The following is a 23,491-nucleotide window of genomic DNA, read 5'->3' as shown; positions in this document are numbered from 1 at the left end:
AGTCGCGCATGAACCGTCGGATCGCACCGCCCCAACCCTTCGCCCCGGTCGATTCGGCCGAGACGGCGGCGGCGCTGGCGCGCGGCAGCGCCATCGCCTTCTGGATCTGGGGCGCGGTCGGCCTGATGCAGGCGGGGCTGGTCTGGTTCCTCAGCACGCCTGAACACGCGGAGCTGCGCGGAACGACGGCGGGGTTCGCCGTCTTCTTCTCCGTCGTCGCCTTTCTGTTGGGGCGGGTGCAGTGGCGACGGCCGAACCGTCTGCTGCCGGGTTTCGGCATGGTCTGGGCCATCTATGAGCTCAGCGCCCTGTTGGTCAGCCTGATGGTCGGGGCGCCGCTGGGCGCGCCGGGCCTGCCGGGCTGGAGCTTCGGTCTGGCGGGGGCCGCCATGATCCTGTGCCTGCTGCTGCACATCGGCGGCCTGCGCGGAGCGGCGGCGATGGGGCGGTTCGCCGCGCCTGCGCCCAGCAACAGGGCGTGAACCGGAAAGGAGGGCGCGACATGAACCAAAATCTGAACCTGTGGCTGCGGGCGGCTTCAAGCCGCCGCGCGGCATGGCCGAGGCCCAGCGCGCGGCCCGCACCGCCGCAATCGCCATGGGGCTGAGCGCCGTGATCAGTCTGGCGGGCTTGCCGCTGGTGTCGGATGCGATCACGCAATCCAGCCAGATGATGATGCAGGGCGGGACCGTCCCGGCCAGCGATCAGGCGATGTTCGAAGGCGTCATGGCCGCCATGACGCCGATCATGATCGGAGGCGTCATTGTCATGGCGGTGGTTTATCTGATCCTGGCGGTGGTGCAGTGGCGCCGGATGACGTGGGTGATCCCGGCCATCATGCTGGCCCTGCTGGTCTATGGACTGATCAGCCTGGCCAACAGCTTCGCCCTGCTGGGCGATAAGGCGGGCCAGTTGTATGGCGCTTTCAGCGTCTTCCAGTGGATCTTCATGCTGGCGACGGGTTTTCTGTATGCGGCCGCCCTGGGCGGCGGCCTGATGTTGAGCCGGCTGAAACGGAGCGTCTGACCATGACCGTCACCCTTTATCACAACCCGAAATGCTCGACCTCGCGCAAGGCGCTGGAGCTGCTGCGCGAACGCGGGATCGAACCGACGGTGGTCGAGTATCTTAAGACCGGCTGGGGTGCCGAAACGCTGAACCGTCTGGCGCGCGGGACGGGCGGCGGGCTGAAGGGCCTGCTGCGCAAGAAGGAGGCGAAGGCCGCCGAATTTCTGGCCGCCAATGAGGACGACGCGACGATTCTGGCCGCCATGATCGAGAGCCCGGTCATCGTCGAGCGCCCTATCGTCGAGACGCCCAAGGGCGCGGCGATCGGTCGGCCGCTGGAGGCGGTGCTGCAGGTGCTGTGAAGGGGGCGCTGAATGTCAGCTACGGGTGGGAAGCGGAAGCTCCACGTGTAGGGTGATCGGTGTTGTCGGGAGGAGCCATGAGACGATTAGCTTGGCCTAAGGTTGCGTTGTGCATGGCCTTTTCGTTCGCCTGCATCACATCAACCGTAGAGGCGCAGACGATTTCACCGCGTGCCGCTCGCGAGAGGGTCTCTACCGCACGGCAAGGTGCAGAGACGTTATACCAGAGCTTCCCTAGACTTAGGGAAATCGACAGCGTCATCAGGCAGGACTGCGCGGAGAAGCACGACGGCAAATCTGCAGATAGCGAGTTCTGTGGTTGCGCATCCGCAATCACGATGAGCTTGTGGCGGTCAGGCATAGACCCAAACATGGTGCCGCGTTTGCAGGCATTTCTAAACACCCCTGACGCATCGGCGACCCCTTTCGTCGCCTATCAGGGGCCGGAGCTTTACGGCCCAATCTGTCATCGAGCGACAGGCCGATAACCTATTAGGCTGCATGTCCACTATGGGTCGTGAAGTGAAGTTCGCTTAAGGTCGAAGTGGCCAACGCGCACGCTAGTGCTCAGGCTACAAAGGATGATTGCTGATGCGAATGCTCATGTGGCTCGGCGTCATATTGATGGGGATCGTCTTCGCGTTTTTGCGATACTTTGGCATCAGGGTGGGGCGCTGGCCGTTGGCCTGTTCGTCGCGCCGCTGCTCGTCGGTTTTGGAATAGCGGTTGGGCTGATGATTATCGGCGTGCTCCGTCGAGGGTCACAGTCCTGAACATCCGCACCCAGATTGACGATCTGGATGTCTGATCAGGTTCAAAAACGACCTGTTAACGCGCCCCAAATTGACCCCTCCGCGCTTCGATGCCAGACCTCGGCTGTCTGTCACGCTTGGAGTTCGCCCATGACCCGCACCCTGTATGGCATTAAGGCCTGCGACACGATGAAGAAGGCGCGCGTCTGGCTGGATCAGAACGGCGTGGCCTATGACTTTCATGACTATAAGGCCGTGGGTGCGGATCGCGGCGATGTGGAGCGCTGGGTCGCCGAGCATGGCTGGGAGAAGGTGCTGAACCGGGCGGGCACCACCTTCCGCAAGCTGCCCGACGCCGACAAGGCCGATATCGACGCCGCCAAGGCGGTGGACCTGATGCTGGCCCAGCCGTCGATGATCAAGCGCCCGGTGCTGGATCTGGGCGACGGGCGGACGCTGCTGGGCTTCAAGCCGGAGATCTACGCCGAGGCCCTGAAGGGCTGAGACCAGGCTGGGGCTCAGTCCTCGACGACGGCGTCGGGGCGGTCGTGGCCGTCGGCGCGTTCGGTGATCCACTGGCCCGAGGCGTCTTCATATTCGATCCAGGCCGAGCGGTCCGGCACGCGCTGCTCGCGCGCCGCCGCCGTGGCCGCCGCCCGCGCCGCCGCGTGGCTGGGGAAGGTCTCGGAATAGCTGTCGCCCAGTTGATAGGCCCAGCCGCCGTCGTGCTGGACGATGCGATAGGTGATGTTCATCCGCGTCTCCGAAGGTGTCGACGGCACCGTCGAACGCGGTCCGTGACGTGTCGAGTCACGCTGTGGTGACGCATTACGAAGAGTTCATGCGCGAAACTGCATCCATCAGCCATCATCGCCGCCTCTTGTGATCAGAAGGCCGCCGTTTCAGGTCGGCTCAACACAGATCCTTAAAGGCGAGTCTCATGGAAGGCTTTGAAGTCCTCATCCCCCTGGCGCCCTTCCTGATGGTGGTCGCCATCGTCGTCATTCCGGCGTGGTTGAAGAGCCGTGAGCGGCGCGAGATGCAGGCCACGCTGCGGTCGGCTATCGAAAAGGGCCAGCCCCTGCCGCCCGAAGTCATCGAGACCATCAGCAAGGAGAATGTGAAGCCGCCCGCGACCGCGGCGCGCGACCTGCGCACCGGCGTCATCCTGCTGTCGGTCGCCGTGGGCATCGCCATCTTCGGCTATGCGGTCAGCTTTGCAGAGATGGACGCCTATTATCCCATCGTCGGCATCGCCGCGATCCCGGGCATGATCGGGCTGGCCTTCATCATCCTGAGTTTCTTTAACAAGAACAAAGGCTGAGGCGCGCGAACGGAACCAGCGTCATGGCCCGACCCTTACGCGATCTGCATGATATCGAGCTGGCCGGCCGGGCGGCTGCGGGCGGTCGTCGCGAGTTCGGCGAACTGGTCCGCCGTCACAGCCCGGCGGTGCGCGGCCTGCTGCGCCGGATGGGCGCCCAGCCTGCGCTGGCCGACGATGTGGCTCAGGACGCCTTTCTGCTGGCGTTCGAGAAATGCGCCGAGTTCCGGGGCGAGGGCACCTTCGCCGCCTGGATCAAGCGCATCGCCGCGCGCCTCTATCTGAAGCGGATGTCGAAGGAGGCGCGCTATGTGGCGGAAAGCGAAACCGAACACGTCGCGCCCGTCGTCGACAGCATCGGCCGCGTCGATCTGGACGAGGCGCTCAAGGGCCTCGGCGAGGCCGAGCGTCTGTGCGTCTCCCTGTGTCACGGGGCGGGGATGTCGCACCCGGAAATCGCCGCAGCCATGAATTTGCCGCTCGGAACGGTGAAATCCCATGTCAAGCGTGGTCTGGATAAACTTCGGGCCCGGCTCCAGCCGGGGTCGGTTGCAATCGGGAGCGCATCCCATGTCGGCTGATGAATTCGATCCGGCGATCGAACGGCTGTTCGCCCAGGCGCCGCACTTCGCCGATTCGCCCTTCTTCGAGGCGGATGTGGCGGCGCGGCTGAACAAGGCTTCGCGCGTGCGGTCCATCGCCCTGTCGGCGGCGGGCGTGGTCGGCGGGCTGATCGCCGTGCGCGAACTGCTCAATATTAATTTCGACCTGACCGCGCATTCGCTGACGGCTGAGGCGGGCGGCGTCGATTCGGCGGGCGCGCACGGGATTCAATCCCTGCTGGAGCGTACGGGCGTTGGCGATGCGGCCCTGCAGGCTGTGGGCTCCATGGGCGGGACGCAGGTGTTCTGGGCCGTCGCCGGGGTGCTGGTCGCCCTGCTGGCGGCGGGGGCTGTAAAGCTGTCGCAACAGATTTAAGCGCCGTTTTCCCGCCCAAGTCGCAGCTTAGGTCTGGAAAAAGCCGTTTCGCGCCCAACGCCTGCGTTGCGGGCGCTGCGCCGAACCTCTAGGGTCGCGGCGTTTTTACTGATCGGCCTTGGCTGCATTTTTTGGGGCGACGTTTCGTGGTTGATGTCTTCGAACAGGTCGAGGAGGAGCTTCGCTCCGAACGCTATCGGCGTCTGGCCCGCACCTGGCTGCCGATTATGGGCGGCCTGCTGGCGGTGGCTCTGGTCGCCGCCCTGTCATGGTGGGGCTGGCAGTCCTATGTCAGCTCGCAGGCTGACAAGGCCTCGACCGCTTATCAGCAGGGCATCGACCTGATGCAGGAAGGCAAGGCCGCCGAGGCCAAGACCGCCTTCGCCGAGTCGGCCAAGGCCGGCGGCGGCTACAAGCCGCTGGCCCTGATGCAGCAGGCGGGTCTGGTTCTGGCCGAGAACAAGACGGCCGACGCGGTCGCCTTGCTGGATGAGGCCGCCAAGGCCGCCAGGGATCCGATCCTGTCGGACATCGCCGCCCTGAAGGCGGTCTTCCTGGTGATGGACACAGCCTCGCTGGAAGACGTGCAGAAGCGTCTGGAGCCGCTGACCGGCGAGAAGCGCCCGATGTCGGCCTTCGCTCAGGAAGCCCTGGCCATGGCCCAGCTTCAGCACGGCAAGACGGCGGACGCCCGTCAGGTGTTCGTGCAGCTGCAACTGGGGCAGGACGTGCCCGACACCGTGCGCCAGCGCGCTCAGGCCGCCGTTCAGGCGATCGACACCGGCACGGCCGCCAATCTGGCCGCCATCGTCAAGGCCGCGGCTGCGCTGCCGGTTCCGGCTGCGGGTCAGGCTCCGGCTGCGCCCGGCGCCGAGGCCGAGGCGCCTGCCCAAACGCCTGCTCCCTGATTTGACTCCTTCGGGACGCCACACATGAACAAAACCCTGAAAATCGTCTTGCTGAGCGGTCTGGCCATGACCGTCGCTTCGTGCGGGACGGTGCGCAAGGCCATGCCGTTCGGCTGGGGCGGGAGCAAGGACCCGGTCGCCACCGCGTCCGAGGGACAGCGCATCTCCATCCTGGAGTTCGAACAGCAGCTGGCGCCGTCGGCGGCCCTGTCGGGGCGCGACTTCTTCCTGCCCGGCCCGCAGGCGGCCACGAGCTGGAGCCAGCCCGGCGGCAACGCCGAGAACGCGGTCGAGCACGTCATCGCCGCGCCGGACTTCACCATCGGCTGGCGCCGGGACATCGGCGCCGGATCGGCCAAGGACCGTCAGGTCATGTCGCCGGTGGTGGCCGAGGACGGCAAACTCTTCGTCATGGACGGCGAAGCCACTGTCACGGCCGTGGACGCCGGGACCGGCGCCGTGCTGTGGAAGGCCAGCGTCAAGGTCGATGAGGCCGATCGCGGCCGTCGTTTCCTGGGCGTGGGTCTGGGCGGCGGCAAGGGCGGCGGCGGCTTCGGCGGCGGCGTGGCCGTCAGCGGCGGCAAGGTGTTCGTCTCGTCCGGTTATCGCGTGATGACGGCGTTTGACGCCAATACGGGCGCCGAGCTGTGGCGCACGCCGGTCGACCTGCCTATCCACGGCGCGCCGACCGTGGCGGGCCAGCGCGTCTATGTCGTCGACGTGGACAATCAGCTGATCGCCTTCAACGTCGAGAATGGCCGTCAGGACTGGTCCTATCGCGGCATTACCGAGCCGGCCCGCATCATGCGCGCCTCCAGCCCGGCGGTCAGCGGCGGCACGGTGGTCGCGCCCTTCTCCTCGGGTCAGATCGTGGCCCTGCAGGTGACCAACGGCCAGCCGGTGTGGGAGCAGGTGCTGTCGCGCACCAGCCGCACCAGCGCCCTGTCGGAACTGCGCGACATCGCCGGTCGTCCGGTGGTCAGCCGCGGTCAGGTCTACGCCATCAGCCAGTCGGGCGTGCTGCAGGTCATGGATCTGCGCAGCGGACAGCCGAAATGGACCCTGCCCATCGTCGGCGTGAACCAGCCGCTGCCGGTCGGCGACGTGGTCTATGTGGTGTCTCAGGCGGGCGAGCTGACCGTGGTCAACCGCGAGACGGGACAGGTCTACTGGACCCGCGACCTGAACGAGGGCCGCGTGCGCAAGGAAGGCGGCTTCCTGGGCTTCGGCAAGCATACCGTGCGTCCGGTTTGGTCGGGTCCGATCCTGGCGTCAAACCGTCTGGTGCTGGTCAATTCGGACGGCGAGGCCGTGGCCTTTGATCCGAAGACGGGCGCGCAGACCGGCAGCCTGAAGCTGGGGTCGGCCGCCTATATCGCCCCGGCCGCCTATAATGGCGCCCTGTATGTGCTGACCGACAAGGGCCAGCTGGTCAGCATCCGCTGACCTTTTCACCGATTTAAGCTAGAAGGCCGACATGGCTCTGAAGGTCGCCATCGTCGGCCGCCCCAATGTGGGCAAGTCGACACTGTTCAATCGCCTCGTCGGCAAGCGCCTTGCGCTGGTCGATGATCGCCCCGGCGTGACCCGCGACCGCCGCTATGCCGACGGCGTGATCGGCGACATGGACCTGACCCTGATCGACACGGCAGGGTATGAGGACGTCACCGACGAAAGCCTGGAAGCCCGGATGCGCGAGCAGACTGAGGCGGCGATCGAGGACGCGGACCTGATCCTGTTCATGATGGACGCGCGCGAAGGCGTGACCTCGCTGGACCGCATCTTCGCGGACCGTCTGCGCAAGGTTCACAAGCCCATCGTCCTGCTGGCCAACAAGTCCGAAAGCCGCGAGAGCGGCGGCGGCGTGGGCGAGGCGCACGGTCTGGGCTTCGGCGAACCTGTGCCGATCTCGGCCGAACACGGCGAGGGCATGGCCGATCTGTATCAGGCCATCGTTGCAGCGTCGGAAGACATCTTCATCGAGGAAGTCGATGAGCCTGAAAAGCCGATCCGCATCGCCGTCATCGGCCGGCCGAACGCGGGCAAGTCGACCCTGATCAACCGTCTGATCGGCGACGACCGCCTGCTGACCGGGCCGGAAGCGGGCATCACGCGCGACTCCATCTCGGTGGACTGGGTCTATGAAGGCAAGAACATCCGCCTGATCGACACCGCCGGGATGCGCCGCAAGGCCCGCGTTCAGGAGAAGCTGGAAAAGCTGTCGGTCGCCGACACCATCCGCGCCATCACCTTCGCCGAGGTGGTGATCATGGTGATGGACAAGGACGACGCCTTCGACACCCAGGACCTGCAGCTGGCCGATCTGGTCGAGCGGGAAGGGCGGGCGCTGATTTACGTCGCCTCCAAATGGGATCTGGAAGAAGAGCCCCAGTCGCGTCTGGCCGAGCTGAAACGTCTGGCCGACGACAAGCTGCCGCAACTGCGCGGCTCGCCCTTCGTGGCCCTGTCGTCGTTCAACGGCCGCGGCGTCGAGCGTCTGATGCCCGCCGTGCTTCAGGCCTATGACACCTGGTCGGTCAAGGTGAAGACCAAGGACCTGAACGACTGGCTGTCCCTGGCGACGCAGAGGCACCCGCCGCCCGCCGTGGACGGCAAGCGCATCAAGCCCAAATACATGGCCCAGACCAAGGCGCGTCCTCCGACGTTCGTGCTGATGGCCAGCCGGGCCGAGGCCATGCCGGACCACTACAAGCGCTATCTGGTCAACTCCCTGCGTGAGAGCTTCGACCTGCCGGGCACGCCGATCCGCCTGAACGTCAAGTCGGGTTCGGCCAACCCCTATGCGGACGGCGGCGCCAAGTCGGGGCCGGAACGCTTCAAGGGCGACGCCAAGACCGCGCCGCGCCGGGTGATCAAGGCTGAGAAGGCCGAGAAGCTGTCCAATCTGCCCGGCAAGGCGCTGGAGCAGAAGGCGAAGGCCGGGATCAAGCCGAAGGTGAAGCCTCTTGGCGGGCTGAAGGCCAGCGCCTCCAAGAAGGCGGGCGGCAACGCCATTGTCGGCAAGGGCGCGCGGGGCGGCGCCCGTCAGGTGTCGCGCTCGGGTCGTGTCCGCACGGGCCAGAAGGGCGGAGCCAAGCGCTGATCCGGTTGTTCCGGCGCCTGTGCGTCAGTCCGTTCGGGCGCCGGATCCTCGCCGATTGGCCGCGTGTGGCTTGGGGGCGGACTGCGGCTCATCGCCCAAAACCAGTTTGAACGCGATGGCGACCATGATGACCCAGCGCAGTTCGTGCCAGTTCATGGCGATGCTTTCACTCAGCATGGTGAAGGTGAAGGACGTCATCATGGGCACGGCCAGCCAGCCGCCGGGGCTGGTGTAGGCGGCCCAAAGCGATTGGGTCCATATCTGCACCAGCCACAGTCCGAACAGGATCACTCCGCCCAGACCCAGGGCCAGGTAGATCTCCAGCCAGCCGCTGTGAGCGTTGGCCGGTATGAAGTGGGCCTGATGGCCGATCCACGCCTTGGGGCCTGTGAACCCGGGATCATCCCATACGGCGCCGTAGCCGAAGCCGCGCCAGGGATGCTCTGACATCTGTTGCATGATGCCGGACCAGATTTCGGTTCGGCCGGTCAGTGTGGCGTCCTTACCCAGCAGTTCCAGCACGAATTCGGTTTCCGCCAGCGTCAGCAGCACCACGCCGATGACCCCGACGACGGCGACCCAGGTGGCGATGACGGCCCGCAGCGGCCCTGACTTGACCACGGCGACAAACCCCATGGCGCTGAGCGACAGGAACAGGACCAGCAACGCGGTCTTGGACGTCGACAGGATGACCAGCATCACCGACACGACCGCCAGGCCGAACCACAGCTTGCGCCGCTCGGGGACCATGATGCCCGCCGCCATCAGGAAGATGGTGGTCTTCACCATGACGTGCCCGAGCGAGTTCTTCTCCAGCCACAGACCGCGCCAGGCGCCGGGGAAGATTTCCTGCATCTGCCCGAAGTCCGGCAGCAGGGCGCCGAGCAGGAAGGAGATGATGGTCAGAACGCCCAGCGTTCCGGCCAGAATCTCGGTCAGCGATCGCCAACTCCAGCGCGACGACAGAGCCACGCCCGCCAGGGTGGTGAACAGCAGGGCCGGTATGCGCCGCGCCGTCAGGTCCGGCATGATGGACCAGAAATAGGTGGCCGCCGTCAGCAGCAGCAGGGCGATCAGCAGGGGCGAGCGGATCAGCCCTTTGACGGCGCGCTCGGGCCTCATGCAGACCAGAATCAACGCCAGCAGATAGGCGGGATAGTAGAAGTTGCGCAGGAAGTCGGCCGAACGGGCACCATAGCCTGTCAGCGGCGCACTCCAGAAACCGACATAGGTCAGCACCATGCCGACAGAAGCGATGAGGGCGACGATGTCCGCCAGCGGCGCCGCACGCACAAGCGGCAGGGCAGTGCGGCGAACCGCTGGTCCTGGCGCCATCTGCGTATCGGTCGCGGGTCTCATCGCATGAAACTGTCAGACAGGCGCGTCCGCCGACAGGCCCTGCTTCCATTCCTTGAAGCTGACCGTCAGGGGCGGGGTGAGGTCGGGACGCGCCATTTCGACGATCAGGGGACCGATCTCTGAAGGGTGCGGCAGGACGCTGGGATCTTCGCCGGGGAAGGCCTGGGCGCGCAACTGGGTGCGCATCCGGCCCGGATCGACGATGGAGGCGCGCACGGGGGTGCTTTCAATCTCGTCGGCCCAGCATTTGACCAAGGCCTCGGCGCCGGCCTTGGTGGCGGCGTACATGCCCCAGAAGGCGCGCGGCTGGGCGGCGACGCTGGTGGTCAGGTGGATGGCGCGCCCGGCGTCTGAGGCGCGCAGCAGCGGCTCCAGCGAGCGGATCAGGCGATAGACGCCGGTGAAGTTGATCTTCTCGATCTTGGCGAACTCGCGCGGTTCGGCATGGGCGACCGGCGTCAGACCCGACGGCCCCATGGTGGCGGCCGCTTGAACCCAGATGTCCAGCTTGCCGTAGCGCTGGAACAGGGCGCCGCCCAGACGGTCGATGGCGCCGCCATCCACCAGATCGAAGGGGACCAGGCTGGCGTGCTGGCCGGTGGCGGCGAAGATCTCGTCGTCCAGCTCTTCCAGAGCGCCCTGGGTGCGCGCGGCGGCGATCACATGGGCGCCGGCCTTGGCCAGGGCCAGGGCGGATTCGCGGCCGATACCGCGAGAGGCGCCGACGACCAGGGCGACGCGGTTGGCGAGGGGGAGGGAAGCGTTCTCGGACATGGCCCGCTGATAGCGCGCTGCGCGGTCGGGTGAAAGGCGGGCGATGGCCATAAATCCCTCTCTCGTCAGGAGAGGGATTGCGAAGACGGACGCTTAGGCCGTGACCAGCAGGGACAGTTGCCGACCGCGCGGATCGCGGCCGCCTTCCTCGATTTCACGGTCCAGCAGACGGGTCGGATAGTCGCCGGTGAAATAGTGGTCGGTGTATTGCGGATTGGCCGCGTCGCGCGGTCCGGCGCCCAGGGCGTCATACAGGCCGTCGATCGACAGGAAGCCGAGGGAATCGACCTCCAGCACCGCGCGCATTTCTTCCATGCTGTGGGTGGCGGCCATCAGCTGCGACCGCTCGGGCATGTCGATGCCGTAGAAGTCGGGGAAGAGGATCTGCGGGCTGGCCGAGCGCAGGTGCACCTCCCTGGCGCCCGCCGCGCGCACGGCGCGGACCAGCTTCAGCGAGGTGGTGCCGCGCACCAGCGAGTCGTCGATCAGCACGACGCGCTTGCCTTCCAGCGCGGCGCGGTTGGGGCTGTGCTTCATCCGCACGCCCTTCTGACGGGCGCCCTGGCTGGGCTGGATGAAGGTGCGGCCCAGATAGTGGCTGCGGATGATGCCCATCTCATAGGGCAGGCCGCTTTCCTGAGCATAGCCGAGGGCGGCGGGCACGCCCGAGTCGGGCACCGGCACCACGACGTCGGCCTCGACGACGTGTTCACGCGCCAGGCGGCGGCCCATCTCCTTGCGGACGTCATAGACCGACAGACCGTTCACGACCGAGTCGGGACGGGCGAAATAGACATATTCAAACAGGCAGGGGCGGGCGGCCTGAGTGGCGAAGGGCTTGATCGAGGTCAGGCCTTCCTCGTCGATGACGACGACTTCGCCATGCTCGACGTCGCGCACGAAGGTGGCGCCGATCAGATCCAGCGCACAGGTTTCCGACGCCATCACCCAGGCCTCGCCGACCTTGCCCAGCACCAGCGGGCGGATGCCCAGCGGGTCGCGCGCGCCGATCAGTTTGAACCGGGTCTGGGCCACTAGGGCGTAGGCGCCCTCGATGCGGCTCAGGGCGTCGATGAAGCGGTCGACGATCTTGGCCTTACGGCTACGGGCGATCAGGTGAAGGATGGCCTCGGAGTCCGAGGTCGACTGGAATATCGCGCCTTCCTGCACAAGTTGTGCGTGCAGGTATTTGAAATTGGTCAGGTTGCCGTTGTGGGCGATGGCGATTCCGCCCTGATCCAGATCTGCGAACATCGGCTGGATGTTGCGCAGGAAACTGCCGCCCGAGGTCGAATAGCGCGTGTGGCCGATGGCGGCGCGGCCGGGCAGGCGCTCGCTGAGAGCCGCATTGCCGAAGGCGTCGCCGACCAGCCCCTGATGCCGCTCGGTATAGAAGAGTTCGTCGTGGACGCTGGCGATGCCGCAGGCTTCCTGCCCGCGATGCTGCAGGGCGTGCAGGCCCAGGGCGACGATGGAGGACGCCTCGTTTTCCGGCGCGCCCCAGACGCCGCAGACGCCGCATTCGAGACGCAGCTGGTCGTCTTCCGGCTCACGCCAGTGCTCACGGTGAACGACAGGTTCGGCGATGTGGTGGCGCATCGTCAGGCTCCGATGACCGGGGGAAGATAACTCAATGGGCGGCGACGCGCACGTAGTCCGCGATTGCGTCGGGGGCAAGGCTCATTGCGAGGAAAACCCTTCGCGGACGGAAGAACCGACCACGGGCGTCAGGGCGTCGGCGCCCTTGCCCAGCGTCGGCAGCACGATCTGAATGGCGCGGGCGGCGCCTTCGCTGATCGGCGCGGTGGCGGCCTCGGACAGCCAGCGCGGCGGGTTGTCCTGCAGGGCGCCCATGATGACCAGATGCACCGCTCCGATCAGGGCCAGGGCGCGGATCAGGCCGACGCCGAGGCCCAGCGTCTGATCCACCACGCCCAGCGCATGACCGCGCGCGCCCTGCGAAATGGCTGAGCCGATAAAGCGCAGGCCGAAATAGAGGGCGACGAACACCAGACCCACCGCCAGCACCGAACCGGCCCAGTCCGGATCGACCAGCGACCGCCCGATCGGCGCCGTCCACGGCAGGGTGATCAGCGCCAGCAGCGCCGCCAGCATGAAGCTGAACAGGGCCGTGATCTCGCGCATGCCGCCCCGGAACCATCCGGCGGCGCCCGAGGCCAGCAGGGCCAGAATCACGAAGACGTCGTAGCCGGTCACGCGCGCTGCGGCCTCATGGGGATGGCGAACGCGCCCTAATAGCGGTTCTGCGAGATTCTTTCGACCGCGTCGGCCAGGCGGTTGACGACGGTCAGGGCGACGTCGCCCTTCTTCACCTTGCCATTGGCTTGTGGCGGGGCGAGGGCGCGCTCGAAGCCCAGCTTCTGGGCCTCGCGCAGGCGGGCCTCGGCGCGGCCGACGGCGCGGACCTCGCCCGACAGGCCGATCTCGCCGAAGACGACACAGCCCTGCGGCAGGGGCATGTCCAGCGCCGAGGAGATCAGGGCGGCGGCGGCGGCCAGATCGGCGGCGGGCTCATTGATCCGCATTCCGCCCGCGACGTTCAGATAGACGTCCTTGTCCCCGAATCCCAGACCGCAGCGCGCCTCCAGCACCGCCAGCAGCATGGCCAGACGGCCGGAATCCCAGCCGACGACGGCGCGTCTTGGCGTTCCGTATGCAGAAGGCGCGACAAGAGCCTGTATTTCCACCAGAACAGGGCGTGATCCCTCGATCCCGGCGAAGACGGCGGCGCCCGGCGCCCGGTCCTTGCCTTCGCCCAGGAACAGGGCCGAGGGGTTGGGCACTTCGCGCAGGCCGGCGTCGCCCATCTCGAACACGCCGATCTCGTCGGTGGCGCCGAACCGGTTCTTGCCCGCGCGCAGGATGCGGAAGGGATAGCCGCGCTCGCCCTCGAAGCTGAGGACGGCGTCGACCATGTGTTCGACCACGCGCGGCCCGGCGATCTGGCCGTCCTTGGTGACGTGGCCGACCAGGACGATGGCCGGTCCGCCGTTCTTGGCCAGCCGCACCAGTTCGGCGGCGCAGGCGCGCACCTGGGTGATGGAGCCGGGGCCGGTCTCGTGCGCGTCGCTCCACAGAGTCTGGATGGAGTCGATGATGACGATGTCGAACGGGTCGCGCTTCAGCGTCGTCAGGATGTCGCGCAGGGCGGTAGCGGAGGCCAGCGACACATCGGCGTCGGCCACGCCCATGCGTTTGGCGCGGGCGCGGATCTGCTCGATCGCCTCTTCGCCCGAGATATAGGCGACCTTGGCCCCGTTGCGCGCGGCCTTGGCCGTGACTTCCAGCAGCAGGGTCGACTTGCCGACGCCGGGGTCGCCGCCCAGCAGAATGGCCGAACCGGGCACCACGCCGCTGCCGCAGACGCGGTCGAACTCGGTCACGCCGGTGACGATGCGCGGCGGTTCGGGCGTGTCGGATTGCAGCGTCTCGAACTGCACCCCGCGCCCGCGCGCGGTCGAGGCGGGCTTCATGGCGCCCGGCGGGGCGGCCTTGGATTCCTCGACCAGAGCGTTCCACTCGCCGCAGGACGAGCATTGCCCGGCCCATTTGGAATGAACCGCTCCGCAGGATTTGCAGACGAAGAGAAGAGAGTCGCGCGCCATGACCCAGACCTAGCAGATCAGAGGGGCGAGGGCAGGCGGGGTCTGGGCGTCCACGACCGAAGCTGACGTATAAAAACAGGGGTCTTGCGCAGACTTCCACACAGCCGTCATTCTGCCATGATAAGGCCGCGATCCAATCAACCGCCCAGAAGGCTAACGCATGACCCTCGAAAACCCGCCCGCCGTCGATCCCTCGCTCGTTTCGCGGGTCAAATTCATCCTGACCAAGCCCAAGTTCGAATGGCCGGTGATCGACGCCGAAGCTGCGAGCATCAAGGGGCTGTTCACCAGCTATGCGGTCATTCTGGCGGCCATTCCGGCGGTGGCGACCATCGTGGGACAGATCGCCTTTGGTCATCGGGGTCTGGTCGGGCCGCTGCTGGGCGGCGCGCTCAGCTATGTGCTGAGCCTGCTGAGCGTCTACATCCTCGGCATGATCATCGACGCGCTGGCGCCCACCTTTGGCGGGACCAAGAACCCGGTGAAGGCGATGCAGGTCGCCGTCTATTCCATGACGCCGATGTGGGTGGCGGGCGTGTTGAACATCATCCCGACGCTGGGCTGGCTGGCGGGGCTGATCGGCCTGTACGGCTTCTACCTGATGTTCCTGGGCCTGCCGACGCTGATGAAGACCGCCGCTGACAAGGCGCTGGGCTACACCATCGTCGTGGTGGTCGCGGCCATCATCCTGAACGCCATCGTCTTCGCCATCGTCGGCGCTGTGATCGCCAGCTTCGTCATCGTCGGCGCAGGCGCGGCGGCGTTCGCCCTGAGCTGAGTCTGAAGAGAAGGGCTGGGGCCTTACGCCTCAGCCCTTTGCTGTTCAGCCCTTATAGACGCGCGGCACGCGCGGCGTGATCGAGGTCAGCAGTTCATAGCTGATGGTCCCCGCCGCCGCCGCCGCGTCGTCGATCAGGCGGTTGGCGCCGAAGATCTCGACCGGATCGCCCGCCTGAATGTCGAGGCCGGTCACATCGACCGCCAGCACATCCATCGACACCCGGCCGATGATCGGCCGCAGCTCGCCCGCGATGAAGACCTGTCCCTTGGGGCTGTAGCTGCGCAGCACGCCGTCGGCGTAGCCCGCGCCAACGGTCGCCACCCGCATCGGCCGATCCGCCTTATAGCCTTGCGAATAGCCGACGGTTTCGCCTGCGGGCACGTCGCGCACCTGCACCGCCTGGGCGATCAGGCTGGCGACCGGGGCGATCTTCTCGTGCGGGCGCCCTTCCGGTCCGCCGCCGTACAGGCAGATGCCCGGCCGCACCACGTCGAAGGCGAAGTCCGGCCCCAGGAAGCAGCCGCCCGAGTTGGCGAAGGAGCGCGTGACGCCCGGATAGCGCTGGACCGCCGCCGCATAGGCGTCGCGCTGGGCGCGGTTCAGCGGGTTCGACGGTTCGTCGGCGCAGGCCAGATGGGTCATCACCAGTTCGAGGCCCGCGAACGGTTCCGGCGCGTCCTCGACGCGGAAGCCCAGTCGGTTCATGCCGGTGTCGATCTGAAGCCCGCAGGCGCCGCCGCCCGCCGCCTGCCAGGTCTGAAGCTGGGTCGGGTGGTTGATGACGGGCCGCAGGTCTGAAGCCTTGAGCATGGCGGCCCCATCGCCTTGAGGGGCGCCGTGGCAGCCGTCCAGAATATAGATGACCGGCTCTGGCCCGATCGCCTCGCGCAGGCGCACGCCCTCGGCCGCGCGAGCGACGAAGAAGGTGCGCGCGCCCTCGGCCATCAGGCGCCTGGCCACGGCGGCGGCGCCCAGACCATAGCCGTCGGCCTTCACGACCGGATTGACCGGCGCGCCGCTGACGGCGCCGAGGGTGCGATAGTTGCGGGCGAGCGCGTCCAGATCGACGTTGAGGACGGCGGGAGCAAGGGCGGGGGAGGTCATGGCGACGGTTATAGGCCGCTGTTCGCACGGCGCTACCGGCTTTTGCGTCTTGGGCGGCTACACGCCACGCTTGTCGTCGTCCTCGCCCACTCCGTCATCCTCGGGCTTGACCCGAGGATCGAGTGCAGGATGCGCTCAACCTGTGCAATGTCATGCAGGCAGACAGCCCGATCCTCGGGTCAAGCCCGGGCGGCGAGTGAAAGTGAGGGGAGGCGCAGACTGGGCGCGCGCAGAGCGAGGAGCGCCTTATTCCGGAATATCCGCATAGGCGCCGCCGTAGCGGCCGTCGTGGGCCAGGTTGCCGAAGCGGGTGGTGTTGGAATCGAACGCCAGCTTGACGATGCCGATGGGGCCGTGACGCTGCTTGCCGATGACCACTTCGGCCTGATGCTGCAGGCGGTCCATGTCTTCCTGCCACTTCAGGTGTTCTTCGGTGCCTTCGCGCGGCTCGGCGCGGCCCAGGTAGTAGCTCTCGCGATAGACGAACATGACGCAGTCGGCGTCCTGCTCGATCGAACCGGATTCCCGCAGGTCGGACAGTTGGGGCCGCTTGTCGTCGCGCTGCTCGACCTGACGCGACAGCTGCGACAGGGCGATGATGGGGACGTTCAGCTCCTTGGCCAGCGCCTTCAGACCGCCGGTGATTTCGGACACTTCCTGCACCCGGTTCTTCTGGCTGTTCTCGCCGGTCGTCACCAGTTGCAGGTAGTCGACCACGATCAGATCAAGGCCGTGCTCCATCCGCTTCAGCCTTCGTGCGCGCGCCGCCAGCTTGGAGATGGACAGGCCGCCGGTGGCGTCGATGTAGAGGGGGCTTTCGCCGATCTCGATGGCGGCGTCGCGGATCTTGCCGAAGTCCGAGGCGTCGATCTCGCCCTTGCGCAGCTTGTCCGAGGACACGCCGGACGCATCGGCCAGGATACGCATGGCCAGCTGTTCGGCGCTCATTTCCAGCGAGTAGAAGGCGACGACGCCGCCGTCGACGGTCTTACGCCCGCCGTCCGGGGTCGGCTCCCAGCGATAGTTGCGCGCGACGTTGAAGGCGATGTTGGTCGCCAGCGCCGTCTTACCCATCGACGGACGGCCCGCGAGGATCAGAAGGTCCGACGGGTGCAGGCCGCCCAGCTTCTGGTCCAGATCGTCCAGACGGGTGGCCAGACCGGCCAGCTTGCCCTCGCGCTGATAGGCCTCGCCCGCCATCTCGACCGCGCCGGACAGGGCGTGGGAGAAGCTGACGAAGCCCGACGACGGCTTGCCCGTCTCGGCCAGCGAATAGAGGGTCTGTTCAGCCTGTTCGATCTGTTCGTCGGCGGGCGTCTCGGGGTTGGGCGCCTCCTTGATGATATCGCCGCCGATGCGGATCAGGTCGCGGCGCAGCGCCAGGTCATAGACGACGCGGGCGTAGTCGGGAGCGTTGGCGGCGGGCGGCGCCCGGTCCACCAGATCGGCGAGGTAACGCAGGCCGCCGAACTCCTGAAACGCCGGGTCCTGCTTGAAGCGCTCCATCAGGATGGTCGGCTCGGCCAGCAGACCCTGACGGATGTGGTCCTCGATCGCGTCGAAAAGCCGCTGGTGGAAGGGTTCGTAGAAATGGCTGCCGCGCAGTCGGTCCGACAGGCGCTCGAACACGGCGTTGTCGAACATCAGCGAGCCCAGCAGGGCCTGCTCCGCCTCCAGATTGTGGGGCATGGACGACACCTGCACGGCGTCGTTGGCGGAATCATAGGGCATGGCGAGGGCGTTCATTGTCATCGACCATACGCATAGGCGGCCCCTGCGTCAGATGCGGGCGCCCCGACGGCCGTGGACAGTCCGGCGGCGCCTGTGGACGGCCTCGAAAACCGTCGTCGGATTAAGGGCGCAGAGGGCTCAGGCCCGGCAGGGGTATTTCTCGACCATCCAGTCGCGCACGGCCTGGGTCACGGTGGCGCGGCGGTGCGTCTCGGGCAGGGTTTCAAACCGCGAGACCAGGGTTTCGGGCGTGATGCCGGTGCCGGACGCGGGGATGCAGTGCGCGGGCTTGCGGCCTGCCGAGATGGCCGAGGCCTGCTCGGCCTTGACCGTGCTGACGGCGCCGGTGACTTCGCGGATCAGCCGCCGGGTGTCGGGGCGCATCATGGCGACGGCGCGGTTGCGCGGGATATTCTGGCCGATGGTCAGGAACTGCTGGACCGTCATATCGGCGGATTGCGCCTGGGCGGGCAGCGGGGCGGAAAGCAGCGTCAACGCAAGCAGAGGCGCTGCGAATAGAGCATGAACAGAACGCGACATGACGTTTAAATGCGCTTGATGCGCCCGGTTCGCAAGGTCAGGTCATCGGTTCGGCCGGGGATTTCAGACTGGACAGGGGTGTTCTTCAGCCATCCATTCGCGCACCGCATGGGTCACGGAAATACTGCGGCGCTGCGCCGGAATGGCGTTGAATCGCTCGAGAACCGCGTCCGGCGACTTGCTGATCTTGCCTTCGGGAATGCAGGTCGCCGGGCGTCGGCCCGCCGCCTGGGCCGCGGCCTGTTCCGTCCGCACGGTCTGGAAGGCGGTCTTCAGCTCATTCATCAGCGACCGCGTATCGGAGCGCAGCAGGGCGGAGGCATTGCGCGGTATCCGGTCCGCCATGGTCAGGAATTCGCGCACCGTCATAGCGTGGGCGCCGGAGGCCCACAGGCTGGCGACGGCGACAAGGGCGCACAGGGTCTTGTTCATGACGGCCTCCTGCAGAGGCTGCAGGCTGACAGGCTTTTGTTCGTGGAACAATGACCGTCAAAGGCGCGGCACGTGACGGCTGCAGCGGCCGCCGCCGCCGCCGTCACGCCGCCCCGCGACAGAACTCCCGCGTGAGGAGAAGGGGAGGACATCCCCCCACGCCGGTTCCGTCGATCAGACTTCAGATGTTACCACTTCACCGCCAGACGCCCGTAAACAAAGCGGCCGTTGAAGCCGTAGGGCGAGAAGTTGGAGAAGGGGAAGGCCCCGGTCGTGTTGTTCACCCGCAGGCTCTGACGCGGATACTGGTCCAGGATGTTGTCCGCGCCGATCGAGACCGTGACCCGGTCGTTGAAGCGGTAGCGCGCCTCCAGATCGGCCACCAGGGCGTCGCCCAGCTTCAGATCGGTGGCCTCGGTCGCGCCGGCGGCCAGAACGTCGCCATAGCCGGTCAGGCGGAAGGTGCCGCCCAGACGTTGCGCTTCCCAGTCGGTCTGGAAGACGACCTTCCACGGCGGGGTGCCCTCTTCAAAGCGCGTGACGGCCTGACGCCCGAACAGGGACGTCGGGGTCGGCAACACGCCTGTTTGGGTCATCGGCGTCTTGGTGACCTTGAAGTCGTTGACGTTGCCCGCCAGCGTGAAGTCCAGACGGTGCCCGATCGAGGTTTCGGCGCGGTAACGGGCCACGACATCCAGGCCGGTCGTCTCGGTGTCGACGCCGTTGATAAAGAAGCGCGCGGCTGTCGCGCCATAGGGCGTCAACAGGTCGAAGATGGTCTTGGCGTTGCTGCCTGCGGCGGCGTTCGCGTCGCCGGTCAGGGTCTCGGACAGGATGATCCGGTCGTCGATGTCGATGCGATAGGCGTCGGCAGTCAGCTCAAACGGGCCGTTACGAACGACGAAGCCCAGCGAATAGTTGACCGAGGTTTCGGCCTCCAGCGCCGTGCCGCCCAGCGCCAGGCCCACGTCGCTGATCGACGGATAGGTGCCGGTCTCATAGGGGACGTTGTTGATGTAAAGGACGGCGGTCTGGGTGTAATACTGCTGTTGCAGGCTGGGCGCGCGGAAGCCGGTCGAGACCGCGCCGCGGATGGCGAAGTGCGGGTTGAAGTCGTAGCGGCCTGCGATCTTGCCCGAGACGTTGTCGCCGAAGTCCGAATAGTTTTCGTAACGCAGGGCGCCGGACAGGGTCAGGTTCTCGATGACCTCGCCTTCCAGATCCAGATAGACGCCGACGTTGCTGCGGTCCTCGTCGACCACATTGCTGGGGGTGAAGCCGGTGAAGCCGCGCGAACCCCAGTTCAGGGTCGTGCCCCCCGCCGTCAGGACGGGGCCGCGTGCGTAGGAGGCTTCTTCGCCTGCGCCGATCTTGTAGGTTTCGCGGCGCGCTTCCAGACCGAAGGCGACGTTCAGCGGACCGGCCCAGCCCAGATCGAACTGGCGGCTGGCGTCGGCGCCGAACACCAGCTGGCTGTATTCCAGCGACCCGGCGTCGAACGAGGTCTGGCCGTCGATCCCATAGGTCGGGTTCATCGTGTTCTCGGCGCCGAACTCGATCTTGTTCGAGCCGTAGCCCAGATTGATGTCCAGATCCCAGCCGCCCGCCTGACCGCGCAGGCCGCCCGCAGCAGTCCAGTCGGTGGTGTCGGTCAGGATATAGGGCAGATAGCCGTTCGGGTATTTGCGGCCCGCGCCATAGTCCGGGTTCTGGGCGTTGTCGGTCGGGGTGCGATAGAAGGCGGCGGCGGTAGCGTCGCGCGTCTGATACCCGGCCCAGCCATAGGCCTCCCAGCCGTTGCCCAGCGGCAGGCCCGCGTTCAGATAGGCCGAGATGTCCTCGACCTCGGCGTCGCCCTGGGCGCCGGTGATGCGGCCCAGCGTGGGATGCAGGTCCGAGCGGTTGGTGGCGTCGCGGTTACGATACTCCAGCGAGGCGGTCAGGAAGCCGTCCTGCCCCAGACCAAAGCCCTGCCACGCCGAAACGGTGACGGTGTCGCCGTCGCGGATGTCGCCCTCGCGGCCGTAGAAGCCGGTGAAGTCGGTGACATAGGAGCCGTAGGTCACGCTGGCGCCGCCGCCTTCGCGGGCTTCACGCAGGCGCAGGTTGATGACCCCGGCGATGGCGTCCGAACCGTATTGGGCGGCGGCGCCGTCGCGCAGCACCTCGATCCGCTCGACGGCGGAAGACGGGATGGCGTTCAGGTCGACAGCCGACGAGCCGCGCCCGACCGAACCGTTCAGGTTGACCAGGGCGGTCTGGTGGCGACGCAGGCCGTTGACCAGCACCAGCGTCTGGTCCGGGCCCTGACCGCGCAGGGTGGCGGGGCGGATGGAGTCCGTCCCGTCGGTCGCCGACGGGCGGGGGAAGTTCAGGGCCGGAACCGTCGCCGCCAGCTGGGCCGCCAGTTCGGTGGTGCCGCGCTGTTCCAGCGCCTCGGCGGTGACGACGTCGACGGGGGCGACCGTCTCCAGACGGCTGCGGTTGGCGACGCGGGTGCCGGTCACGATGATGTCGTCGACGGAGGTCGCATTGTCCGGGGCGGTCTGGGCGTGGGCGACGCCGCCCGCCATGGCGGAGATCAGGACAGAGCCGGAAACGGCGGCCAGCAGGCCGGTGCGACGAATGTTCACAATGTGCATGGAGAGAACTGCTTTTTTCTGGTTGGACGCTGGATACGCGCCGCATACTGAAAGAGCGACGGTCTAACCCTGCGCCGATAAGGCTTTACGTCAAGCTTCGGGCGGCGGTTTTCGCCTTATGCAATGCGGAGAAAACAGGGCGAAGCCTGGCCCTGTCGCGCGCTTTCAAAGACGAACAGTCTGAAATGCATAGAGAACTCCCGCTCGCGAAGTTGTGGCGAAGCAGGGCCATATTGCGGTGCAAAAAGGGCGCGGAATACCGAGAATATGTCTTAAGTAATTTAGAAAAACTATCGATTTGACCGCGGATGAATGACGGACGGATGTGCATTGCCGCCGAATATTCATGCCCGTAATCGGACGAAAGCGCGTGAGAACAGCCGGTTGAAATCAGGCGTCGCGCTCTGTCCTGTTACGCCCATCCCGGCGCGAATAGGAACGGTGAACCGCACCTTGGACATTGACCAGGAGCAGTCCGGCCAAAGCACTGGATCCCGGCGTCCGCCGGGATGAGCGGGTAGGGAGGGGCTCGCCTGCGCCTTTCCGCACGGCAGGCATCAGGCACGAAAAAGGGGCGCTCCCTTGCGGAAGCGCCCCTCGATCATCTCGCCGAAGCGACAGGATCAGGCTTCGTCGCCGAAGCCTTCCTGTTGGCCGGCGCCGCCTTCCAGCAGCTCCTGAGCGGCCTGATCAGCAGCTTGACGTTCGTCGTCGAACTGGCTGCGGATCACGTCCTCGCCCTTGGCCTGACGCTCGGCTTCGTCGGCCGAACGGGCGATGTTGATCTTGACCGTGGCCGAGACCTCGGGGTGCAGGCGGACCAGCACCTCGTGGACGCCCAGCGTCTTGATCGCCGTGTTCAGCACGACCTGCGAGCGCTCGACCTTGCCGCCTTCGGCGCGAACGGCCTCAGCGACGTCGCGACCGGCGACCGAACCGTACAGCTGGCCGGTTTCGCCGGCCTGACGGATCATGACGTAGCTCTGACCGTCGATCTTGTCGGCGATCTTCTGCGACTCGGCCTTGTTCTTCTCGTTACGCTGCTCGATGGCGGCGCGTTCGATTTCGAAGGCTTTCAGGTTGGCTTCCGTGGCCCGACGCGCCTTGTCGCGCGGCAGGAGGAAGTTACGGGCGAAACCGTCCTTGACAGTGACGACGTCGCCGATGGCGCCGAGGTTCTCGACGCGTTCCAGCAGAACGACCTTCATCTTACTTCACCACGTACGGCAGCAGGGCCAGGTAGCGGGCGCGCTTGATGGCCTTGGCCAGTTCGCGTTGCTTCTTGGCGGAAACGGCGGTGATGCGCGAAGGCACGATCTTGCCGCGTTCGGAAACGTAACGCTGCAGCAGCTTCACGTCCTTGTAGTCGATCTTCGGCGCATTGGCGCCCGAGAACGGGCAAACCTTGCGGCGACGATAGAAGGGGCGACGGGCCGGGCCGGAGCCGGCCGGAGCGCCCGGGATGGGGGCAGTCGTATCGGTCATGATCCGGTTCCTTATTCCGAAGCCGCGGCGTCTTCGCCGCGCGGTGCGCTGCGGTCACGCTCGCGTTCGCGGCGGGCCAGCAGGGGCGACAGCTCCAGGTCGAGTTCCTCGACGCGGATGGTCAGCCAGCGCAGCACGTCTTCGTTGATCGACAGCTGGCGCTCGACTTCGGCCATGGCGGCCGGCGGGCAATCAACGGCCATCAGCGAATAGTGAGCCTTGCGGTTCTTCTTGACCCGGTAGGTCAGGTTGCGCAGACCCCAGTACTCGATCTTGGCGACGGAGCCGCCGCCTTCTTCGATCAGAGCCTTGATGGTGTCGTTCAGCGCTTCGGCCTGTTGCGCCGAGATATCCTGGCGCGTCATGACCGTGTGCTCATAAAGAGCCATGCGGTATTCTCCCTTGGCGGACATCGGCGCAGGCGAACCGGGGAGTTCGTCCACGATGGCTCCTGATGCGGCGGACGGGAGTTTCCCGACCCTTTGACGTTCCGCAGCAGGACCGAAGCCCTGGAAAGGGCGCGCCTATACGGGAAAAACCCCGGCAGGGCAAGGCGGGGCGCGGGGCAGGGGCGCCATCGCA

At 66.5% G+C, this 23,491-nt stretch carries 25 protein-coding genes; 11 read left to right on the top strand and 14 right to left on the bottom strand.

The annotated features are described in order from the left end of the window. Positions 1–8 precede the first annotated feature (8 nt). The 4 genes from ABE454_RS14445 (at position 9) to ABE454_RS14430 (ending at position 2,626) form a co-directional block, all read left to right on the top strand. Positions 9–482, top strand: a complete 474-nt coding sequence (locus ABE454_RS14445) for a hypothetical protein (protein ID WP_346532739.1) — start codon at positions 9–11, stop codon at positions 480–482. A gap of 40 nt (positions 483–522) precedes the next feature. Then, positions 523–1,026 (top strand): hypothetical protein, encoded by a 504-nt coding sequence (locus tag ABE454_RS14440; protein ID WP_346532737.1) that lies wholly within the window; start codon positions 523–525, stop codon positions 1,024–1,026. Positions 1,027–1,028: 2 nt separating this feature from the next. Continuing rightward, a complete protein-coding gene (locus tag ABE454_RS14435; RefSeq protein ID WP_346532735.1) occupies positions 1,029–1,370 on the top strand; it encodes an ArsC/Spx/MgsR family protein in 342 nt (113 codons plus the stop codon). 902 nt (positions 1,371–2,272) lie between these two features. Next, positions 2,273–2,626 (top strand): ArsC family reductase, encoded by a 354-nt coding sequence (locus tag ABE454_RS14430; RefSeq protein WP_346532733.1) that lies wholly within the window; start codon positions 2,273–2,275, stop codon positions 2,624–2,626. 14 nt (positions 2,627–2,640) lie between these two features. Here ABE454_RS14430 and ABE454_RS14425 read toward each other — a convergent pair whose 3' ends face one another. Then, on the bottom strand, positions 2,641–2,877 hold the full coding sequence (locus tag ABE454_RS14425) for a DUF2188 domain-containing protein (protein ID WP_346532731.1): 237 nt from the start codon (positions 2,875–2,877) through the stop codon (positions 2,641–2,643). Positions 2,878–3,062: 185 nt separating this feature from the next. Between ABE454_RS14425 and ABE454_RS14420 the strand changes: the two genes are divergently transcribed. The 6 genes from ABE454_RS14420 (at position 3,063) to der (ending at position 8,435) form a co-directional block, all read left to right on the top strand. Beyond that, a complete protein-coding gene (locus ABE454_RS14420; RefSeq protein ID WP_346532729.1) occupies positions 3,063–3,446 on the top strand; it encodes a DUF6249 domain-containing protein in 384 nt (127 codons plus the stop codon). A 23-nt stretch (positions 3,447–3,469) separates the two neighbouring features. Continuing rightward, positions 3,470–4,027 carry an RNA polymerase sigma factor gene (locus ABE454_RS14415; protein WP_346532727.1) on the top strand — a complete coding sequence of 186 codons (558 nt, stop codon included), beginning with the start codon at positions 3,470–3,472 and terminating at the stop codon, positions 4,025–4,027. Continuing rightward, complete coding sequence (locus ABE454_RS14410) at positions 4,017–4,424, top strand: hypothetical protein (RefSeq protein ID WP_346532726.1); 408 nt, start codon at positions 4,017–4,019, stop codon at positions 4,422–4,424. The genes ABE454_RS14415 and ABE454_RS14410 overlap by 11 nt, the downstream gene beginning before the upstream one ends. A gap of 146 nt (positions 4,425–4,570) precedes the next feature. Next, positions 4,571–5,332 (top strand): tetratricopeptide repeat protein, encoded by a 762-nt coding sequence (locus tag ABE454_RS14405; protein ID WP_346532725.1) that lies wholly within the window; start codon positions 4,571–4,573, stop codon positions 5,330–5,332. Between the two features lie 24 nt (positions 5,333–5,356). Further along, on the top strand, positions 5,357–6,778 hold the full coding sequence (locus ABE454_RS14400) for a PQQ-like beta-propeller repeat protein (RefSeq protein WP_346532723.1): 1,422 nt from the start codon (positions 5,357–5,359) through the stop codon (positions 6,776–6,778). Between the two features lie 31 nt (positions 6,779–6,809). Then, positions 6,810–8,435 carry a ribosome biogenesis GTPase Der gene (der, locus tag ABE454_RS14395; RefSeq protein WP_346532721.1) on the top strand — a complete coding sequence of 542 codons (1,626 nt, stop codon included), beginning with the start codon at positions 6,810–6,812 and terminating at the stop codon, positions 8,433–8,435. Positions 8,436–8,459: 24 nt separating this feature from the next. On the opposite strand, the gene ABE454_RS14390 is transcribed toward der, so the two are convergent. From ABE454_RS14390 to radA, 5 genes are all read right to left on the bottom strand, one after another. After that, entirely contained in the window at positions 8,460–9,770 is a 1,311-nt protein-coding gene (locus ABE454_RS14390; protein WP_346532720.1) for an O-antigen ligase family protein, read from the bottom strand. A gap of 36 nt (positions 9,771–9,806) precedes the next feature. Further along, positions 9,807–10,568 carry an SDR family NAD(P)-dependent oxidoreductase gene (locus ABE454_RS14385; RefSeq protein ID WP_346532769.1) on the bottom strand — a complete coding sequence of 254 codons (762 nt, stop codon included), beginning with the start codon at positions 10,566–10,568 and terminating at the stop codon, positions 9,807–9,809. Positions 10,569–10,661: 93 nt separating this feature from the next. Then, positions 10,662–12,167 (bottom strand): amidophosphoribosyltransferase, encoded by a 1,506-nt coding sequence (gene purF / locus ABE454_RS14380; RefSeq protein WP_346532717.1) that lies wholly within the window; start codon positions 12,165–12,167, stop codon positions 10,662–10,664. An 81-nt stretch (positions 12,168–12,248) separates the two neighbouring features. Next, positions 12,249–12,785: a CvpA family protein gene (locus tag ABE454_RS14375; RefSeq protein WP_346532715.1), complete on the bottom strand. Its 537-nt coding sequence runs from the start codon at positions 12,783–12,785 to the stop codon at positions 12,249–12,251. A gap of 35 nt (positions 12,786–12,820) precedes the next feature. After that, a complete protein-coding gene (gene radA / locus ABE454_RS14370) occupies positions 12,821–14,194 on the bottom strand; it encodes a DNA repair protein RadA (protein WP_346532714.1) in 1,374 nt (457 codons plus the stop codon). Between the two features lie 160 nt (positions 14,195–14,354). Here radA and ABE454_RS14365 point away from each other — a divergent pair, with 160 nt between their 5' ends. Next, positions 14,355–14,972: a Yip1 family protein gene (locus tag ABE454_RS14365; protein ID WP_346532713.1), complete on the top strand. Its 618-nt coding sequence runs from the start codon at positions 14,355–14,357 to the stop codon at positions 14,970–14,972. Between the two features lie 45 nt (positions 14,973–15,017). On the opposite strand, the gene alr is transcribed toward ABE454_RS14365, so the two are convergent. From alr to rpsF, 8 genes are all read right to left on the bottom strand, one after another. Continuing rightward, the gene (alr, locus tag ABE454_RS14360) at positions 15,018–16,079 is read right to left on the bottom strand and encodes an alanine racemase (RefSeq protein WP_346532710.1); all 1,062 of its coding nucleotides are present in this window, start codon (positions 16,077–16,079) and stop codon (positions 15,018–15,020) included. A 246-nt stretch (positions 16,080–16,325) separates the two neighbouring features. After that, a complete protein-coding gene (locus ABE454_RS14355) occupies positions 16,326–17,825 on the bottom strand; it encodes a replicative DNA helicase (RefSeq protein WP_346532708.1) in 1,500 nt (499 codons plus the stop codon). A 123-nt stretch (positions 17,826–17,948) separates the two neighbouring features. Beyond that, complete coding sequence (locus tag ABE454_RS14350) at positions 17,949–18,305, bottom strand: hypothetical protein (protein ID WP_346532707.1); 357 nt, start codon at positions 18,303–18,305, stop codon at positions 17,949–17,951. A 108-nt stretch (positions 18,306–18,413) separates the two neighbouring features. Further along, positions 18,414–18,782 (bottom strand): hypothetical protein, encoded by a 369-nt coding sequence (locus ABE454_RS14345; RefSeq protein ID WP_346532705.1) that lies wholly within the window; start codon positions 18,780–18,782, stop codon positions 18,414–18,416. A gap of 188 nt (positions 18,783–18,970) precedes the next feature. Further along, a complete protein-coding gene (locus ABE454_RS14340; protein WP_346532703.1) occupies positions 18,971–21,424 on the bottom strand; it encodes a TonB-dependent receptor plug domain-containing protein in 2,454 nt (817 codons plus the stop codon). Positions 21,425–22,047: 623 nt separating this feature from the next. Further along, a complete protein-coding gene (rplI, locus tag ABE454_RS14335; RefSeq protein ID WP_312219657.1) occupies positions 22,048–22,632 on the bottom strand; it encodes a 50S ribosomal protein L9 in 585 nt (194 codons plus the stop codon). 1 nt (position 22,633) lies between these two features. Next, positions 22,634–22,909, bottom strand: coding sequence for a 30S ribosomal protein S18 (gene rpsR / locus ABE454_RS14330; RefSeq protein WP_003167100.1), 276 nt, complete (start codon positions 22,907–22,909; stop codon positions 22,634–22,636). Between the two features lie 11 nt (positions 22,910–22,920). Further along, positions 22,921–23,298: a 30S ribosomal protein S6 gene (rpsF, locus tag ABE454_RS14325; protein ID WP_024353035.1), complete on the bottom strand. Its 378-nt coding sequence runs from the start codon at positions 23,296–23,298 to the stop codon at positions 22,921–22,923. Positions 23,299–23,491: the final 193 nt, after the last annotated feature.

Origin of the sequence: Brevundimonas diminuta (assembly GCF_039673845.1) — a bacterium.
Taxonomy (GTDB): domain Bacteria; phylum Pseudomonadota; class Alphaproteobacteria; order Caulobacterales; family Caulobacteraceae; genus Brevundimonas; species Brevundimonas diminuta_E.
Note: the sequence above shows the minus strand (reverse complement) of the source record. Positions and strands in the feature narration are given on the sequence as shown.